Origin of the sequence: Bradyrhizobium sp. CSA207 (genome assembly GCF_029051685.1) — a bacterium.
GTDB lineage: Bacteria > Pseudomonadota > Alphaproteobacteria > Rhizobiales > Xanthobacteraceae > Bradyrhizobium.
In genome coordinates this window covers 82439-98684 of record NZ_JAACFT010000033.1, presented here as the reverse complement: position 1 = coordinate 98684, position 16246 = coordinate 82439, and the positions used below count along the sequence as shown (strand labels likewise).

Sequence of the window (16246 nt, the reverse complement as noted above, 5' to 3'; positions counted from 1 at the left end):
CCGGCCAACAAGCCTGACTCGCAGTTTCTGATCATCGTCTGCCATCACAAGGTGTCCACCTAATTTGGTGGACACCTCATGCATCACAGCACTCAACCGCAAAAGGTGCGGAGAAATTCGCGCTTACCGCCTATCACCTATTTGAGTGGGTTTTTCCAGACAGCCTGAAAATCGTGGAGGGATACTCTCCAGCTAGCGGAGTTCTGTTTATCTTTGGAATGCTGCTGCTATCAGTACTCTTGGAGCGCGCCTATCACGAGCCTCTAAAGCGCGCCCTAACAGCTAGGCGACACTAAGAGTGGAGTTAGCAGCGGTGCCAACAAGACACTTGCTCTTGCAAGTATTGCAGCAGTGCAATTACTTCTCATTCACTGCATCTAAGGCAAGTTTTTCAAACGCTTCGACGTTCTTCTCAATGTTAAAGTGTTGTTCGAAGCAGATGCGTGCATTGAGCTTCATTTTCTGCCGCTCTTCAGGTCCCAACTTCAGATACTTGTTAAGCGCCGAAGTTGTTCCCTCCAAAGTATCTTCCTCGACAAACCCCGCATGAGCCGAATCGACTTCTCGCCAGATATTTACTTTGTTCGAGAGGAGAACCGGCGTACCGCAGCCTAGGGCTTCGGCGACAACTATACCGAAATTTTCACTATGGGACGGCAATGCAAATGCTTCGGCACAGTTGAAGGCACCCCACTTCGCTTCTCCACTTAACATGCCCGGGAAGTGTACTCGATCAGCAATCCCGCACTGAGCTGCCAGCTGTTTCAGCCCATCAACCATGCCTGACTGATCTGGTCCTGCAATAACCAAATCGGTCCCACTGTGCTCAGATGCGCACTTCGAAAATGCTTCGATTAATAGATCACAACCCTTCTTTGGATGGATCCGACTTAGAAAAAGAAGAAATGGTCTCGTTTTCAATTGCGGCACAGCTTCTCGGAATGATCTTTCTTGACTTTCCGTGACCGGAGGAGGAGATGACGTCCCGTATCCAACAACACGCTTGTTGTAATCAAAACCCCAGAACATCGTGCTCGCGAGTTCGCGCTCCTCCTGTGTCGTAAAGAGAACCGCATTAGCACGGGCCAGGAGCCAGCCTTCGCTGAAGAGCCAGAAGCACTGCTTCAATGCGTGCTTGGCTCTAAAATTCTCTCGAAACCACGGGTCCAGCATTCCGTGGGTGAAAACAAAGTAGGGCACGCCGCAACTGGGGAGCACTCGAGAGGCGGCAAAGGTAGAGAAGTTCCACAAGCCGTTCACTACTACGCAATCATATTCGTGCACATGGCATTTCAGCCAAGGTATGAATTTCCCGCTGATGCCGTAGCGCCTAGGAAAGTTAACCCAGCTTTGGCCTGTTTTATAGGATCCTAACGCGTAGGTCTTGATCGGGAAGCTCTGGAGGAAAGCGGCGTCGGGCGGATCAAGCGTGACGATCTCGCGCTCTATCGAGCGTGTAACGCGATTCTGCTGTATAATTCCCTCGACTGGGCCGCCATACGCAGGATCAACGCTAGCTATAATGTGAAGAAGTCTTATTTTTCGACTAATCATGCGTGTATAACTTTGCAAGAGCTGCGATGGCATGGGTTTAAAAGAGACGAACGTGATGAATCGCAACGTTACCGAACCTGCCGTAGGGGCTCCACAGATGATACAGTTTTCATCGCGCGTCGTTCAAGCCCAGACATCTGACCTGGCTACCAAGATAGTAGTGTGGTTCGGGCTGTTTACCGTGCTTCCTGTGGTCTACTTTCTATATTGGCCCTCGGTTTATGCTTTTTACGGAGCGGTACTACTCGGCTCAGGCTTTCAATACGCACTGAGGGGCAAGTTTCCGCACATAAACCTGCCTGCGGTAGTAGGCGTAAAGTTCGCGTTAATGGTCGCCCTCCTCATTTTTTACTCTGACAGCGCAGCCAACGCCCTGAACATCGGGGGCGTGATCTTCGTGGAGGCATTTGCTCTTTGGTTCATGACCGATGCTGTAGCGGAGAGCAGCAGATCTCAGTTTTTTAAGACGCTGGCACGCCTGGCTGTACTGAACATCCTTATTTACTTCGTCATATCCGTCGCGTTATCGCGTTTCATTTCCATACAAAATCCCATTGAGGATTTCCTGACAGGAGAACGCGTTCGGCTGCTTGCTTTCCAGACGGGACACAGCATCCTGATCGATCTAGCGTTCATTTCCATGGCGATCGCGGTTTCGAACATAGCCAAACTAGGATTACTTGAAGCGATATCGATCACCGCAATAGCAATCGTTTCAATTTTTCTTGCCAAGTCGGCAGGGGGTTATCTGGTTTTGCTATCTGTAGCTTTCGCGTTTGCAATTGAGATCATAGAGGTAAATAACATCATCAGAGCCCTGCTATATGTTCCGTTTTTTTTGGCAATTTCGGCTTTTTTTCTACAACCGGATTTGTTGACCGATGCAATCTTTTACGTAAGGACTGAACTGCAAGGCGTAAGTGTTGCGCAGTACCAAAATGGCGATCTGTCCGCTGGGCGCGCCCTCCTCAATGACATGCTGACTAAGGTGATACTCGAAAATCCATGGACAGGCGTCGGTCATGACGATCCTGTCATCCAGTATGGCACCAACATCTATTCAGGCTTCGGGCTAAGTGAACGGAAAACTGCGACTACTGAGAGCGGCCTCCGCAACGCGGCGCAATATGGCATCCCTTACTTCTGCTGCGTCGTTGCGTTCATTCTTCAGCCCCTGTTGATCGCGTTCCAAAGTCAGGAACGCGACGTTCGGATATTCTGCCAATCTCTTTCGTTCGGATTGCTGACGCTCTTAGCTGTGAATTCACAATTTGAAGTTCCGCATGAACCGCAACACTTCATTTACTTTTCGCTGCTCGCTCTCGCGGTGCAATTTGGACTTAAGCGCCGTTCTGCCGCACGCAAGCAACCTAAGAGCACGAATTTTGCTCGCTCGATTACTGTTGAGTAATGGAATACCTGAAAGCCGTAATCTTGGTCATGCTACCGAGGATCGTGTCTACTCGCTTGTAGCCATTCACTACAAATCCGTTGCACTTATCAGAGCCATAATAGCAAACCTTGACCTTAATCGTCCGTGGACAATTGTTCTTGATGCTGACGACGTGATCCACGACGTCAGGGTTGATGGTATGAGGTCGCGAAGCGGCTTCGGTGTCCAAGCAAGGGCGATTGAGCGCATCTCGAATTATTTTGCCCCCAGATGATTCGCCGGGCCCCTGCAGCGTGAATCGCGGCGTTGCAGATTGTGCTTGAGCATCGATGTCTACGGTGAAAAGCCCCGTGATCGCTAACGTGCTCATCAGTACGCCAGCACATCCCTCAAGATTCAACCCACCTAATGTTCTTACCATGGCCTCTCATCAATCTCGATACCTGGAATAGACACTTTGATACCAGCATTCGATAAGCGTTTCCTAAGTGCCTGCTTGGGCGCTAAATCTACACCAGCCAAGCTGCCCAGTAGACGTTCTCTGTGAGGCCATCCCACGCCAGTCAAGGTCAATTCGGCCTCCGCAATGAAGTCCGAGTCCACCGTGTTGGCGAATTCGGAAATCACAGCATCTTGTACAGGGCCGGGAAGAATGGCGAAGACGGCGAGCGCCAGTGGGTTACGCCGAAGGGCAACCCAAGCCTCGTTCGGCCCCATCGCGTACGAATGCTCAAGGAAGCTGATGTTCCTAAGATCAAAGCCAGTGCGCGTCGTCTTTACTGAATAAAGCATCAACCACAAAAATGAATCAGTTGGGTTTGCGAAGAGTGCAGCTTTGATTTTGTTTTCGGCATTCTCCATTCCATGATCGATCTGCTCTAAGCTATTCCGCTGCATTGTCTCTTCGACAGCGCGCAGCGTCATCAAGGCCTCAGCTCGTGAGAACTCTGGTTGCAAGAGCGCTGGCCGTTCAACAGCCCTCAGCCGCATCAACATCTCGGTTATGGCGCCCGTCTTGAACCGATCATCTGCAGCGATGTGAGCAGAAATCTCGCGAGCCGGATTCATCAGCCAGAATGATGGGATCGCAGACGACGACCAGAGCGCGCCGAGGCCACCGCACAGCAGCAGGAACCAGCGCAGAAGTAATCGTCGCGCTACGCGGTCACTATTCCACATACCCATATCGCGCATAGTACTTTTGATAGTAGTAGCGGCCATGATAGGACTCGTAGCGAGCCAGCGCCTTGGTGTCGGCCTTGTTCAGTACCACGCCGAGTAGCTTGTCCTGGATCTCCGGCGAACCGCGAAGATTGTGACGGACGACGTCGATCTTGGTCCTGCCCCACTCCACCACGAACACGTAGGAATCGACGAAGGACGAGGTGACGCGCACGTCCACCACCGGCGCCATCGGCGGCATGTCGACCACTACATAATCGAATTTCGAGCGGAGCTGGGTGACCAGCGCGTGCATCGCCTTCGAGGCCAGGATCTCGTTGGTGTGCAGCAGCTTCGAGGTGGTGCCCGCGGGGAGGATCGAAAGCTTGGTCTCGGGATCGACGACCAGCGCGTCCTCGAGCCGGGCCTTCTGCGCGACGACGTCGACCAGGCCGATCTTCGCATCGGGCACCAGCGCCCGCGATAGCGAGGGATTGCGCAGGTCGGCATCGACCAGGATGACGCGCGCGCCGCCATGCGCCATCAGCTGGGCAAGATTGGTCGAAAGCGTGCTCTTGCCCTCGTTCGGCAGGGTCGAGGTGGTCGCCAGCACGCGGTTCTCGCGCACGATCGAGTTGAGGTCGATCGCCACCTTCACCGAGCGCACGGCTTCGGCGAAGCGCGACAGCGGGTTATCGACGACGTAGCGCAGGAGATCTGGCTGCGGGTTGCCCTTGCTGGTGAGCTTGCCGCTCAGCATTTTTTCACCGAGCCCCGGTGCTGCGGCCGCGCCGAGCGCCGGCAGGATCGCGATGCAGTTGGCGCCCAGCACGTCCTCGACTTGACCGGTGGTGCGGAACACCTTGTCGGTGAGTTCGCGCGCCATCGCCGCGCCGAATGCCAGGAGGAAGCCGCCGAACAGACTCGCCACCAGGATGATCAGCGTCTTCGGGTAGCTCTTCTTCAGCGGCATGGTCGCGGCGCTGATCACCCGCGCCTCGGTGATCGGGAACGATTGCTGCTGCACGCTTTCCATGTAGCGCTGGAGGAAATTGTCGTACATCGCCTGGTAGGACTGCGCGTTGCTCTCGAGCTCGCGCAGCTGCACCTGTGCCTGGTTGGTGAGCTGCGATTCCGAGACGACATTGGCGAGGCTTCCCTTGATGCTCTCCTCTCGGGTCATCGCGATGTCGTAGTCGCTCTTGTAGGATTCCTGGATGCGCTTCAGCTCGTCCGTGATGTTCTTCTTGATCTCCGCCATCTGTCTGCGCAAATTGACGGCGGCCAAGTGATCCGAGCCGTATTTCATCGCCCAGATCGATTCTTTGGAGGCCATATCGACATATTGCGCGCGCAGCTTGACGATGGTGTCGTTCTTCAGCGCGTCCGCGACGTTGGCGTCCGGGATGTCCTGCTTGAGGATCTCGTTCATGCGGTCGAGCCGCGCCCTGGCCTCGGCGGTGGCCGCATGCGCCATGATCAGCTGGCTGTTGACCTCGGCGAGCTGCTGCTCGTTCATCAGCCGGCCGCCGGTGTCGACGATGTTGTTGGCGGTCTTGAAATCGACCACCGCCTTCTGCGCGGCGGAGGCCTGGGTCCGCAGCTCCTTGATGCGGTCCTGGAGCCAGACACTGGCACGGCGGGTCGCCTGGTATTTCGCCTCGAGTTGGTCGACGATATAGGCGTCCGCGATGGCGTTGGCGATCTTCGCGGCCTTGCCCGGGTCCTTCGAAGTGTAGCCGATCTCCATCACATAGGTGAGACCGAGGCGCTTGATGGTGCGGTTCTTCTCGAAACGTTCCAGCGCCTTGCGGGTGAGCTCGAATTCGGACGATGCCTGCCCATCGGAGAACAGACCACCGACGAAGCTGAGGACCGCACCGAGCACGCCGCCGCCGGCGCCGGTGAACTCGGGATCGTCAATCAGATGCAGATCGCGGATCACCGCGAGGCTGATGTTCTCGGATTTCAGGATCTCGACCTGGGTTTCGATGGTGGCCGAGTCGACCGCGATGTCGCCGAGCACCGACTGCTGCTGGAAAAGCTGCACCTTGCGGGTGTCGATCACCATCGCGGCGGTGGAGGTGAATTGCGGCGCGGCGGTAAAGAGATAGAGCAGCGCCAGGATCACGCAGGCCGAGACGATAGCGACGATAGTCGGAAATTGCCGGCGGACGATCTCGACATAGGAGGTAAGCGTCTCGGTCGGCGAGCTTTCGGCCTCGGCATAGCCGCGGTTGATCTCCGACGAAGGCTTATTCACTTGCAGCATCGGGCAATTCCCAAAAGCAATCCGTTAAACACGCAAGGATTGGAAGTCCGGCAATGCGGGCTCAGCGTTCGCGAAGCGCTCGCACAAGAATGAGGACGCACGCCAGAATAGCATGGCCTTTTTGCAACCAGAACTGAATTGATGCAGCGCAATGCGCCGAGCCCCTGCCAATTCACATGAAGCTTAACGGCCGAAATGCAAAACGGCGCGATGAAGCGCCGCTTTGACTGGATTGCGAATGAGGCAGCCAGGAGGCTCATGGCCTCCGGGCAATTACGGTCAGCGCGTGCTGATGCGGTTGGCGGCGTTGGTGGTGCCGGTCACGCCGTTCGAGGCGCCCGGGCTGAACTGCGTCGCGTAGTGCAGGCCGCCGAAGGTCGGCGCGCCGTTGGCGCTGCCGCCGGTGTTGCCGCCGCCATTGATCGGCCCGCCCGATCCGGAGCCGCCGCCGCCTGCGCCACCGCCGGCCGCCGCGATCGCGACGTCGCCGGTTGCGGCCTGGTAGGCTGCGATCACGTCAGGGTTGCCGCTGCCGGCGATCGCGGTCTGGATTTCATTGGCGAAGGCCTGGTCGGATGTAGCGGCCATGCGGGCGACCTGGGCAAGGCCGGCCACGATCGCGCGCATCTGGTCCTTCGTCGTCGCGGGATCCTTCAGCAGCGCGATCAGGCCCGGGAGCGTCGAAGGATCGGAGGCGCCGAGATCGCGCACGCGCGAGATCAGCTGCGCGCCGGCGGCCGGATATTGCTGCAACAGGCTGGTGGGCGAGCCCTTGAACTCGGAAATGACCTGCGCCGGCAGCGCGCGCTGCGGCGGATAGACGGCTGCGCTGGCGGCGCTTGAAATGGTCGCAGCGAGGGCCGCGGCCGCGGCCAGACGAAGCGCAAAGTTAACAAACCCCATAAATTCCTCCTGAAATCAGCTACCCGCAGCTTCGGGCAAATGATGCGTGCAGCGCGAAACTAGCGGAACAACCCCCGGCTGTCCACTCATACTGAAAACTTCCTTAAGGCAGCAACTGCTTCAAAAATAGACAGTTTTGTGAAGCTCAGACGTGCGTGGCGACGGCTTTTTCGCCCCTAATGGTCCGCCTGGCTGGCTGGCCTTTCACAGCGCCTTGCACAGCGCCTTGCACAACGTCCGGGCGAGCGTCACGGATGCGGTGCGACTGCGCCAGGCCGGCGCCGAAAAGCGCAAAGAACGGAATGGAATAGCCGGGGATCTGCAGCGTGAAATCCAGGCACGAATGCAGCAGCGACAGGCTCGCCGTCGCCGCCGCCGCCAGCGGGATGATGACATCGCGCCGCCGTGCGAACACGCCGCGGCCCAGGATCACGAACATCACCGCCCATGCGGCCGCCACCAAAAGCGCCATCGGAATGCCGACGTCCGAGGCGAGCTCCAGCGGGGTCGAGTGCGCGATGTCCCAGATGCCGCGAATCGAGATGTTGGGGCTGCGGTAGGGCGGGAAGGCCCATTGGAAGGTGCCCATGCCGGTGCCGAACCAGGGATTGTCGGCGATGATTCGCAGCGTGGACTTCCAGGCCTCGATGCGGCCCTCGTCGACCAGCCCCTGGCTGTCGAACCGGCTGGAGACGCGGCCGCCGAGCAGCTGCATCAGGCCAAGCGCCACCACCACGCCGGAGCCGAGCGAGATCCAGATTCCGGTCCGCGGCGGCAGGTCCTTGCGCAGGAATATGGTGAAGGCGACGATCATCGCCAGCAGCGACAGGGACACGCCGGCGCGCGAGCCGGTCATGAACATCGCCATCAGGCAGATCAAGAGCGCGGCCAGGTGCGGCAGGATCTTTCGCGGCGGGATCTCGGCGACATCGCGCGAAACGCGCTTCCACTCGATGTGCCGCTCAGGCAAGCGCCGGCGGACATCGTCCAGGATCAAGAGCATCCAGATCACCGCGCAGGAGCCGAAATAGGCCGCCGCCGTGTTGCGGTTGATGAAGGTGCCGGTGACGCTGCCGAGATAGGCGGTCTTGTCCCGCCACAGGATCATCGTGGGCTCGATCAGGAACGAGGCGACGCCGTAGAGCGCGTAGAGGCTGCCGGAAACGGCGATCACCCAGAGCATTTGCCGGGCGCGCGCACGCTCGGCGCCGATGACGATGCCGAGGATGATCGCCAGGATGTTCGCAAGCGGCGCGCCCAATGCGAAGAACGCCTCGTTCTTGACGATCGACGCCGACGGCGCAATCGGCACGCCCAGCAGATCCGACGCCTGCTTCCAGATCGGATTGAACGGTGCGATCCAGGGATGATCGGACAGCTGCTCATGCAGCACGAAGGCATATCCGGCCACGATCACGGCGATGCCCGCGATCATCCAGAGATGGGGACGGCGCAAGTCGCGCGTCGGCGCCACCATCAGGGCGAGCCCCAGGCACAGGCACCAGAACGCGATCGACAGATCGTTGGTCGAGCCGAACGGAAACGGCGCGCCGGCCACGACGAACAACAGGATGAAGGTCGCGGGCCAGCTCCACGACCAACTTATATGGGCAAGCGGAAGGCGCATCGTCGTTTAAGCCGGCCTTGGCTCTCGCTCTAGAGGAAGCAATCGATCGGATAGATCTTCAGATCCACGTTCAAGCGGCTGTTCCGGGTCTGCGCCCGAAAGCCGTAGAATAGCCCAAGGTTGTCACTCCCCGAATCGAGTTTTATTCCGGGGGTTAATTCATCCGGCGGGACCAGAAGCCCGATGTGGCGGTTGATGCCGGATATCTCGATTTGCCCGTCCCCCTCGCCGAAACGTCCCGCGAGCTGGGTCACCGTCACTTTCGGAAGCCCGCGACGCTGATGGCAGACCTCTTCCTCCCATAGCTTGGTCTGCCGGACGAGAGGTTTGGCCGCGCCGTCGGGAACGACAATGTCCGAGAACGAGGGGTGCAGCATTCCGAAGAACCGGCTCTCCTTCGCGTTGGCCGACAGTCGGACGGTCAAGAAGAGCTCGCCCTTCGCCCCGCGCAGGTGCTGAAAAATGGGTGCATCGGGCTCAGCCGAGACCACCACGTCAATCCGATGGCGGACACCGAGCTGCTGAGCTTCGCCGGCAGCCGTCCCGAGCAAACCAGGACTCGAAACGACCAGAGCCAGGAAACACCAGAATGCTTGCCGTCCAAAGCGCATGAAGCCCTTGCAACCCTGCGGGGTGACCGATCACCGGTGAGCCTTGCTCAGTGGTGCCTTGATCCAAACTCGAACAGCACCGCTGTGATTGCTAAACGAAAATGGCACCGGGACAAAGCCCGGTGCCATCGCTTTCGTGGGTCAGGTTGGCTCCGGCCTTACGGCGCCAGCTTGATGTTGTTGCGGAAGATCAGCGCGTCGTTCGACAGGTTCACCGCGTCGCTGCCGGTCGCCATGATCACCCGGAGGAAGGTCAGGAACTTCGTGACCTCGACGTTGCGCGAGTTCGAGACGTAGAGGATGTCCTGGTTCTTCATCATGACCTTGGTGGCGAGGAAGAAGCCACCCGGATCGCGGAAGTTCACGCTGAAGATGACCGGGATCGTCTCGGTGGTGTACTTGCTGACGTCGATGCCAAGCTGGGCAGCAACATCACGCGGCTCGCGGCGATAGAGGAACACGGCAGCCGGATCGGCCTGGCCGTCGAGCAGACCGCCGGCCTTGCCGACGGCTTCGCCAAGATTGATGCGCCATGCATCGAAGTTGAACTCGCCGCTCTGACCGCTGGCACCGAACGCCAGGAACTTCTGCTGTTCGCGGTAGACGTAGATGCTGTCATCCGGACGAACATAGATGTTGTTCTCGGGTGCCATCACAAGATTCTCGAACGGCACGGTCGCGCGCTTGCCGGCACGCTCCAGCATGACCCAGGTCTCGAAGCCCTGACCCTTGATGCCGCCGGCGCGGGTGATCGCGTCGAGCACCTTATCCTTCGCGCCCGCTGCGCTCGCCGGATAGCGAGCCGGCGAATTGACCTCACCGAGCACGCTGATCAGCTGAGTCCGCTGCGAGGCCATCGCAACAACCGCCTGCGGCTCGATGGCACGGTTGCCAATCTTCTCGATGATCGAGCGCTGGATTTGCAGCGCGGTCAGGCCTGCCGCCTTGACCTGACCGGCATACGGCACGGTGATGAAGCCGTCATTGTCGACGGACTGATCCGGGATGGTCACGAAGTTACCCGGACGGACGCCGGCTTCGGCCGGGATGAACAGACCACCCGCGGCGGCTTCGAAGATGGTCACACTGACGACGTCACCGATCCCGAACACGATGCTGGCCGGCGGCCGTTTGTCCGTGAACGCCCCCGCGAGACCCTTTGGTTCATGGGTGTGTAGAATGTTGACCGTCGCCGGATTGATCGGCACGAGCTCGTAGGCCGGCGCACTGGCCGTCTGAATGTGGTTATTGACGTCATCGGTGAGGGGCCCCGAGCCGGGATTGGTCGAGCACGCCCCGAGCGCCAACGCGACGGCCAGAAACGCCGACTTGAATACATAGGTCTTGGCAAATGAATGCATGAAAGCGCCCCGATCGTCCCGAATTGCCTCAAAGTCGTACGGTCTAGCGGGCGGCGCGACAAGGGTTCCCGAGCCCAAACCGATGGGGAACGACGCAATGAGTCCGTCAGTGTTGCGCTCGCGCCACTACTTCGGAACCTCGCTAACCCTTTGTGACTGTTTGTTGTAATTCGTGTGCCCGATCGGCGGGCAAACGCTCAACCGATGGGCGAGGCGTTCTCAACCCCGCGAGTCTTTGCTAATGGTCCGGCTGTCTCATGAGGAGTTCCGGCGTTGCTCTTGTCGCTTTTTTCCCTTGCTCTGACAGGATGGTTGCTCGCTGGACCGGGATACGAAGCCCCGCGCCTGGGGCGCCCTTTCGTTGAGATCGCAGCTTCCTCCTCTATTTGGAAATTCACCCGCAGCCAGGGGACCAAGGAGGGCGAGACCTTCGCCGCCATCATGAAGACCGCCGATACGGCCCAATCCGACCCGGATCTCGCAGGCCTAATCGTCCGCTGCGCGCCCAAGGGCAAGGTCGACGTGTTGGTGGCCTTGGTCCGCCCGTTCCCGCCCCGCAGCCACCCGCGGGTGACGATCTCCTCCAATGGCGGGGGGACCCAAACGTTCGAGGCCAGCATGGCCGCCGCTGGCGCTGCAGTGCTCTTACCAGACGAAATTTCGGCCTTTGCCAGCGGAAGATGGCAAACAACGCCAGCGCTAACTGTTGTGGTCAAAGAAACCGACAGCGAAATCAAGGGCGTGGTCGCGTTGAACGGGCTTCGCGAGGCCTATCATTCGCTGGTGGCAAATTGCGGCCAATAGCCAGAATTTAGCCATACGACTTAAGGGTCTTTTCAGGGGACGGAACCTAAGGTCCGGAGCACGGAGTGTTTCGGATGATCGAGCTTTTGATTTTGAGTTTTCTTGTAGGTGCGGTGCTGGGCCAACGCTTTCGCGTCTTCGTGCTCCTGCCGCTGACCTTCGTCATGGTGCTCGCCGCCGTTCCGGTTGGATGGGTGGCCGATGTCAGCTTCCTTGAAGGCCTGAAGAACCTGGTGCTCGCGGCCGTTGCTCTCCAGGGCGGCTATCTCTTCGGCTCGGCAGCGCGCTTTGCCCTTGCCGGCGCTCGTGCCGCCCGGGTGCTTGCTCGGCCGGTCAACACTGTTCGCTGACCACGTTTGGCGGGAGCTCGCCTACGAACCCGCTGGGCAAATCGTTGCGCGTGAGGCTTTCCGTTCGTTAAGAGCAGACCTCTGTTTGAAAACCGATCGACCGCTTGTATGGTGACCTGACCGGTTCAGGATTCCTTCGAGCGCGCTGTTTGTCCCTCGCTTATTTTGCCCTCATCGTCGCTATCGTTTCCGCTTCAGCTCTCGAAATTGCCGGCGCCAAATTCGGCGCACAGCTCGGGATGATGGCTGCGGCCTTAAGCCTATTGGCTGCCGCCTTCAGCGCACGAAAGGCCGATTACGAGCACTATCTGCGTGCCACCGCTTGGGGGCGCTGGGTTCTGATCGCCATTCCTCTTTGTATAGCAGCCCAGCTCGCACCGCTCTGGCTTAGCTGGGCGCATCCGATCTGGGCGAGTGTACACGATACCCTGGGCGGGCTGCCATTTGGACCAATCACGGCCGACCTCGGCTTGACGTTGAACGTGTTGTTCTTGGCGCTTGCCACTCTCTCTCTTCTCGGCGTTACCATCGTGGTGGTGCGCGAGCGCGGCCGCGCCGAGCTGGTTCTTTTTGTCCTGAGCGGCATAGCAACGGTGGGCGCCGTAGCCTTGGATCTGCATTGGATCTCGCCGGGCCTTATGGCTGCCGCGCCCTCTGACCTTGCGACGACCTTTGCCGGCCTTGGCGTCATGCTCAATTTAGCCGTCATGCAGCTCGCCGCTGAGCGGGCCGAAACGCGCCACTCGGTGGTTCGCTCGGTTGCGATCGGCCTTTGCGGTCTTTTGGGCGGTCTGGCGAGCGCGGCTGCGATCTTTGGGTTGTCCGGCACGAACAGCGCGATCGCCGCGGTCTTCGGCCTGGTGCTGATCCTGCTGATCCTTGTCATTCGCCGGCTCGACCTGTCGCCGTTGGCGGCCGGCGCACTGTCGGTAGCCGCGCTGATCGGAGCAACGATTGTCCTGACCTTCCTCTTCGAAAAGAGTTCCGGCCCCATCCTCTTGCGGCTTGTCCCAAACATGGAGGCTGAAACGAGAGCAGCGCTTGAACGCATGTTGGCCGATACGAGGTGGTTCGGTGCGGGCGCAGGGACCTTTTCGGCCGTGGGCCGGATCTACTTGAGCGATGCCGGTGCGCCTCTATTGGCGCCTTCAGCGGCCACAGCCATCTTCGCCGATATGGGATGGATCGGCCTGTTTGCCGCGGTGGTGGTGAGCCTGACCGCTTTGATGCGCCTGTTTTTCGGCGCTTTGCAGCGCGGCCGCGACTCGTTCTTCCCTGCGGCGGCCGCGGCCTGCCTTGTCTTCGTGCTTGTTCAGGGCTTCGCCGGTCCGGGACTGCTGCACCCGGCAGCAATCCTTTGCCTTGCGGTGATCGTGGGACTGGGATTGTCGCAGAGCGTCAGCCAGTCCTCACGATAGAAGCGCCGGTCATCAGGCGTTGCGGTCGCCGCCAAGTGAGGCCCAGTAGTTCGGGTTCTTGGGCATCTGGATGCGAACCCAGCGATAGGACTTCTTCGACCAGGGCAGGATATGCCCGGTGAGATTGTCCAGCACGAGATCGCCGGAGAACGTGCGCACCACCACCACGAGATGATGCTCACCCCAGGTCGTCACGACCTCGCTCAGCAACACGGAACGCGCCGGGAAGCCCTTGGCGATCAGATCGTGGCGTTTTGTCACAGCGTAATCGTTGCAGTCGCCGCTCGCAGGATGCAGCAGCCACTTCTCCCCGCGCAGCCCCTCCAAATTGGGCTCGGGTCGGATCGCGCCGTTGACCCGCTGATTGACCTCCTGAAGCTGGGCCATGCGTTCGGCCGTGAGCTTCAGACGACCACCCCTGAACACGACTTGCTGCGGTCGCGGCTTACACTCGCCCTCGTACTTCAGGCAAAAGATCGTGAATGCCATCGGCGCCAAGGTCGGCTGGTCGAACTTGATGTACTGGATCGCGCCGCGCAATGCCAACGGCGCACCAACAAAAGCGGCCTCGGCGCTGTGCTGGCCCCCAGCCAACAGAGCGGCGGCAACCGCCAGGAATCTTAAAGTTTTGCGCATGTCGCGCTCCCCATTCTTGTTGGGGAAACGCTACGCGAGACGTCTTGAGATCCGGCTCAAAGAGCGAGCGACCCTTGAATCAAAACAGCCGCGACTCCGTCAGAAATAATTAAGAATACCGGTACGTAACTTGTTCTGCTATGAGCGATCATGACGTCCATTCATGACGCCAGACGCGATTCGACCAGCTGATGGGCCTTTCCAAGCGCTTTCGTAAGAACGTCAAGCCTCGGCTTCCCGACGGCGTGAGGATCTATGCCCTCGGCGATGTGCATGGACGCGCCGACTTGCTTCAGTCGCTCTTAACCGTCATCGACGCCGACCTTGCTCGCTCTGCTCCGGAGCGAGCCATCCAGGTCTTTCTTGGCGACTATGTCGACCGGGGCCCGGACTCACGCGCCGTGCTTGATATCCTGATCGAGCGCTCGAAATCGCATGAGACGGTGTGCCTTAAGGGCAACCACGAGGTCTTCTTACTCGAGGTTCTCAAGGATCCGGCACGGTTGCAGGAATGGCGCCACTACGGAGGCCTGCTGACCCTTGTCTCCTACGGCATTAACCCGACCATGAATCCGACGCCGGAAGAGCAGATTGAGCTGATCGAAGGGTTGAGGCGCGCGCTTCCGCCGGAGCATCTTTCCTTTCTTCAGCAGCTCCGCTCGTCCTTTGCATGTGGCGACTTCTTTTTTGTTCACGCCGGCGTCAAGCCGGGCGTCGCCCTCGAACGTCAAAAGGAGGAGGATCTGCTCTGGATCCGCGAGGAATTCCTCGAGTCCGACAGACGCTTCGGCAAATATGTCGTCCACGGCCATACCCCGGTCAGCGCTCCCGATATCCGCCCAAACCGGATCAATATCGACACCGGCGCTTATGCGACCGGCAACTTGACCTTGCTCACGATCCAGGGCGATAGTCTGCTCGCAATTTAGGGCTTTTTCAGAGTTGCTGGACAGCTCCCGCGCCCCGCCTCACGAGCATCTCGAATTCATTATGAGCCGCATGATCTTGCTTCGCATCGTTGGCGCCTGCATCGCGGCGATGTTGCTGCTTTATGCAGGATTGGGATTTTACGGCGATCTCACGCGATCGAACTTTCGGGCGAGCGATTTGTTCTTGGGTGAGATTCCGCCCGAGAAAGTCAATGTAGCCTCATCGGGCGTTCTGGCGCCCTTTTCATTCGATGGCGACTTGCTTGCGAATTATGCGGCCGCAAAAGCCGCGGACTTTCTTCACCATCCCGCAGCCGAGGCGAGCGGCAGGGCTACCGAGAACAAGGCGGCCCAAGATGCCGTCGTTGCGGCCCTGAAAGTATCGCCCATCCGGCCCGCACTATGGCTCACGCTCGGTACGCTGAAAGCTCAATCCGGCGCCGCCGTGACGCCAGCTGTGAAAATGTCTTACCTGACCGGAGCCGTGCCGATCGCCGTTGCCTTCGCACGGATCCAAACCGTGACCTCGAGCGCAGCCGCAGCCGACGAAGAGATCAAGCTCCTGGCGCAATCGGACATTCGCTCGGCGCTTGCCAACCGCTCTCGCTACGAGCAACTCCTGATCGCGGCCTACGTGCAGGCAACGCCGCAAGGCAAGTCGCTGCTTCTGGAGGCCACCCAGGGGGCAGATCCCAAGTTCAACCAGATTTTGCGGCGGTACTGATCGTTCGCGCGCGATTTAGCTTGGGGCTTGCCGTGAATTTTCAACGCGCCGTTTTCGGGACGATCGGCACAAAGTCCTGCTCGCGACGCGGTTGATCCGATCGTCCTTGGTAGACGAACATCCCCTTCTTGGTCGCGATGATGTCGCCTCGCTGCAGGCTTTCGTCGTTGAGAACGCGCTCGCTTGCGACGATCTCTGGATCTTCCGGGACCGGCACATGGAGGTCGGGGTGTTCGCGCCGCTCGCGCGCGACCTCCTTGGCCCGTCGCCTTGCATCTTCGATCCGCTGCCGCCATTCGTCGCGCGTCAGTTCGGGCTCACTTGGCGGAAGGTAGTCGTTGAGCGAGGGCTCCGGCTCTGTTTGAGCAAGACAGGGAGGCGAACAGGGCAGACAAAGGGCTAGTCCGCTAGCGATGGTGACCGCTCGAGACAGCGCCACAAGCCGCATTGCGTAAGCTGGCGAGTGGTCACGCCGACAGGGACGCACGAGTGATCTCCAAAGA

General features: G+C 59.3%; 16 protein-coding genes. 6 read left to right on the top strand and 10 right to left on the bottom strand.

Annotated features, from left to right (window positions below; all coding sequences use genetic code 11):
- Positions 1-357: 357 nt before the first annotated feature.
- Complete coding sequence (locus GWG65_RS31060) at positions 358-1620, bottom strand: glycosyltransferase (protein WP_275199285.1); 1263 nt, start codon at positions 1618-1620, stop codon at positions 358-360.
- Here GWG65_RS31060 and GWG65_RS31055 point away from each other — a divergent pair.
- A complete protein-coding gene (locus tag GWG65_RS31055) occupies positions 1610-2965 on the top strand; it encodes an O-antigen ligase family protein (RefSeq protein ID WP_275199289.1) in 1356 nt (451 codons plus the stop codon). The genes GWG65_RS31060 and GWG65_RS31055 overlap by 11 nt on opposite strands.
- On the opposite strand, the gene GWG65_RS31050 is transcribed toward GWG65_RS31055, so the two are convergent.
- From GWG65_RS31050 to GWG65_RS31020, 7 genes are all read right to left on the bottom strand, one after another.
- Positions 2952-3368: a hypothetical protein gene (locus GWG65_RS31050; RefSeq protein ID WP_275199284.1), complete on the bottom strand. Its 417-nt coding sequence runs from the start codon at positions 3366-3368 to the stop codon at positions 2952-2954. The two genes, GWG65_RS31055 and GWG65_RS31050, sit on opposite strands and share 14 nt — an antisense overlap.
- Positions 3362-4168, bottom strand: a complete 807-nt coding sequence (locus GWG65_RS31045) for a hypothetical protein (protein ID WP_275199283.1) — start codon at positions 4166-4168, stop codon at positions 3362-3364. Before GWG65_RS31045 ends, GWG65_RS31050 begins: the two co-directional genes overlap by 7 nt.
- The gene (locus GWG65_RS31040; RefSeq protein WP_275199282.1) at positions 4116-6380 is read right to left on the bottom strand and encodes a polysaccharide biosynthesis tyrosine autokinase; all 2265 of its coding nucleotides are present in this window, start codon (positions 6378-6380) and stop codon (positions 4116-4118) included. The genes GWG65_RS31045 and GWG65_RS31040 overlap by 53 nt, the downstream gene beginning before the upstream one ends.
- A gap of 279 nt (positions 6381-6659) precedes the next feature.
- A complete protein-coding gene (locus GWG65_RS31035; RefSeq protein ID WP_275199281.1) occupies positions 6660-7283 on the bottom strand; it encodes a hypothetical protein in 624 nt (207 codons plus the stop codon).
- Positions 7284-7428: 145 nt separating this feature from the next.
- Positions 7429-8910, bottom strand: a complete 1482-nt coding sequence (locus GWG65_RS31030; protein ID WP_275199280.1) for an O-antigen ligase family protein — start codon at positions 8908-8910, stop codon at positions 7429-7431.
- 29 nt (positions 8911-8939) lie between these two features.
- Positions 8940-9521 (bottom strand): hypothetical protein, encoded by a 582-nt coding sequence (locus GWG65_RS31025; protein WP_275199279.1) that lies wholly within the window; start codon positions 9519-9521, stop codon positions 8940-8942.
- A 158-nt stretch (positions 9522-9679) separates the two neighbouring features.
- On the bottom strand, positions 9680-10882 hold the full coding sequence (locus GWG65_RS31020) for a polysaccharide biosynthesis/export family protein (protein WP_275199278.1): 1203 nt from the start codon (positions 10880-10882) through the stop codon (positions 9680-9682).
- 273 nt (positions 10883-11155) lie between these two features.
- Here GWG65_RS31020 and GWG65_RS31015 point away from each other — a divergent pair, with 273 nt between their 5' ends.
- From GWG65_RS31015 to GWG65_RS31005, 3 genes are all read left to right on the top strand, one after another.
- The gene (locus tag GWG65_RS31015) at positions 11156-11686 is read left to right on the top strand and encodes a hypothetical protein (protein ID WP_275199277.1); all 531 of its coding nucleotides are present in this window, start codon (positions 11156-11158) and stop codon (positions 11684-11686) included.
- A 74-nt stretch (positions 11687-11760) separates the two neighbouring features.
- Positions 11761-12036, top strand: a complete 276-nt coding sequence (locus GWG65_RS31010) for a hypothetical protein (RefSeq protein ID WP_275199276.1) — start codon at positions 11761-11763, stop codon at positions 12034-12036.
- Between the two features lie 104 nt (positions 12037-12140).
- Positions 12141-13454: a hypothetical protein gene (locus GWG65_RS31005; protein ID WP_275199275.1), complete on the top strand. Its 1314-nt coding sequence runs from the start codon at positions 12141-12143 to the stop codon at positions 13452-13454.
- A gap of 12 nt (positions 13455-13466) precedes the next feature.
- On the opposite strand, the gene GWG65_RS31000 is transcribed toward GWG65_RS31005, so the two are convergent.
- Entirely contained in the window at positions 13467-14090 is a 624-nt protein-coding gene (locus tag GWG65_RS31000; RefSeq protein ID WP_275199274.1) for a transglutaminase-like cysteine peptidase, read from the bottom strand.
- A 191-nt stretch (positions 14091-14281) separates the two neighbouring features.
- Between GWG65_RS31000 and GWG65_RS30995 the strand changes: the two genes are divergently transcribed.
- Both GWG65_RS30995 and GWG65_RS30990 read left to right on the top strand, forming a co-directional pair.
- Complete coding sequence (locus GWG65_RS30995) at positions 14282-15019, top strand: metallophosphoesterase family protein (protein ID WP_275199273.1); 738 nt, start codon at positions 14282-14284, stop codon at positions 15017-15019.
- 61 nt (positions 15020-15080) lie between these two features.
- Complete coding sequence (locus GWG65_RS30990; protein ID WP_275199272.1) at positions 15081-15743, top strand: hypothetical protein; 663 nt, start codon at positions 15081-15083, stop codon at positions 15741-15743.
- 40 nt (positions 15744-15783) lie between these two features.
- Here the strand turns inward: GWG65_RS30990 and GWG65_RS30985 are convergent, their stop codons facing one another.
- Complete coding sequence (locus GWG65_RS30985; RefSeq protein ID WP_275199271.1) at positions 15784-16191, bottom strand: hypothetical protein; 408 nt, start codon at positions 16189-16191, stop codon at positions 15784-15786.
- Between the last annotated feature and the right edge of the window lie 55 nt (positions 16192-16246).

Excerpts from the sequence above, each read along its gene's own strand:
- GWG65_RS31055 (WP_275199289.1), top strand. The coding sequence starts at position 1,610 with ATGAATCGCAACGTTACCGAACCTGCCGTAGGGGCTCCACAGATGATA.
- GWG65_RS31050 (WP_275199284.1), bottom strand. The coding sequence starts at position 3,368 with ATGGTAAGAACATTAGGTGGGTTGAATCTTGAGGGATGTGCTGGCGTA.
- GWG65_RS31045 (WP_275199283.1), bottom strand. The coding sequence starts at position 4,168 with ATGGCCGCTACTACTATCAAAAGTACTATGCGCGATATGGGTATGTGG.
- GWG65_RS31040 (WP_275199282.1), bottom strand. The coding sequence starts at position 6,380 with ATGCTGCAAGTGAATAAGCCTTCGTCGGAGATCAACCGCGGCTATGCC.
- GWG65_RS31035 (WP_275199281.1), bottom strand. The coding sequence starts at position 7,283 with ATGGGGTTTGTTAACTTTGCGCTTCGTCTGGCCGCGGCCGCGGCCCTC.
- GWG65_RS31030 (WP_275199280.1), bottom strand. The coding sequence starts at position 8,910 with ATGCGCCTTCCGCTTGCCCATATAAGTTGGTCGTGGAGCTGGCCCGCG.
- GWG65_RS31025 (WP_275199279.1), bottom strand. The coding sequence starts at position 9,521 with ATGCGCTTTGGACGGCAAGCATTCTGGTGTTTCCTGGCTCTGGTCGTT.
- GWG65_RS31020 (WP_275199278.1), bottom strand. The coding sequence starts at position 10,882 with ATGCATTCATTTGCCAAGACCTATGTATTCAAGTCGGCGTTTCTGGCC.
- GWG65_RS31010 (WP_275199276.1), top strand. The coding sequence starts at position 11,761 with ATGATCGAGCTTTTGATTTTGAGTTTTCTTGTAGGTGCGGTGCTGGGC.
- GWG65_RS31000 (WP_275199274.1), bottom strand. The coding sequence starts at position 14,090 with ATGCGCAAAACTTTAAGATTCCTGGCGGTTGCCGCCGCTCTGTTGGCT.
- GWG65_RS30995 (WP_275199273.1), top strand. The coding sequence starts at position 14,282 with ATGGGCCTTTCCAAGCGCTTTCGTAAGAACGTCAAGCCTCGGCTTCCC.
- GWG65_RS30990 (WP_275199272.1), top strand. The coding sequence starts at position 15,081 with ATGAGCCGCATGATCTTGCTTCGCATCGTTGGCGCCTGCATCGCGGCG.
- GWG65_RS30985 (WP_275199271.1), bottom strand. The coding sequence starts at position 16,191 with ATGCGGCTTGTGGCGCTGTCTCGAGCGGTCACCATCGCTAGCGGACTA.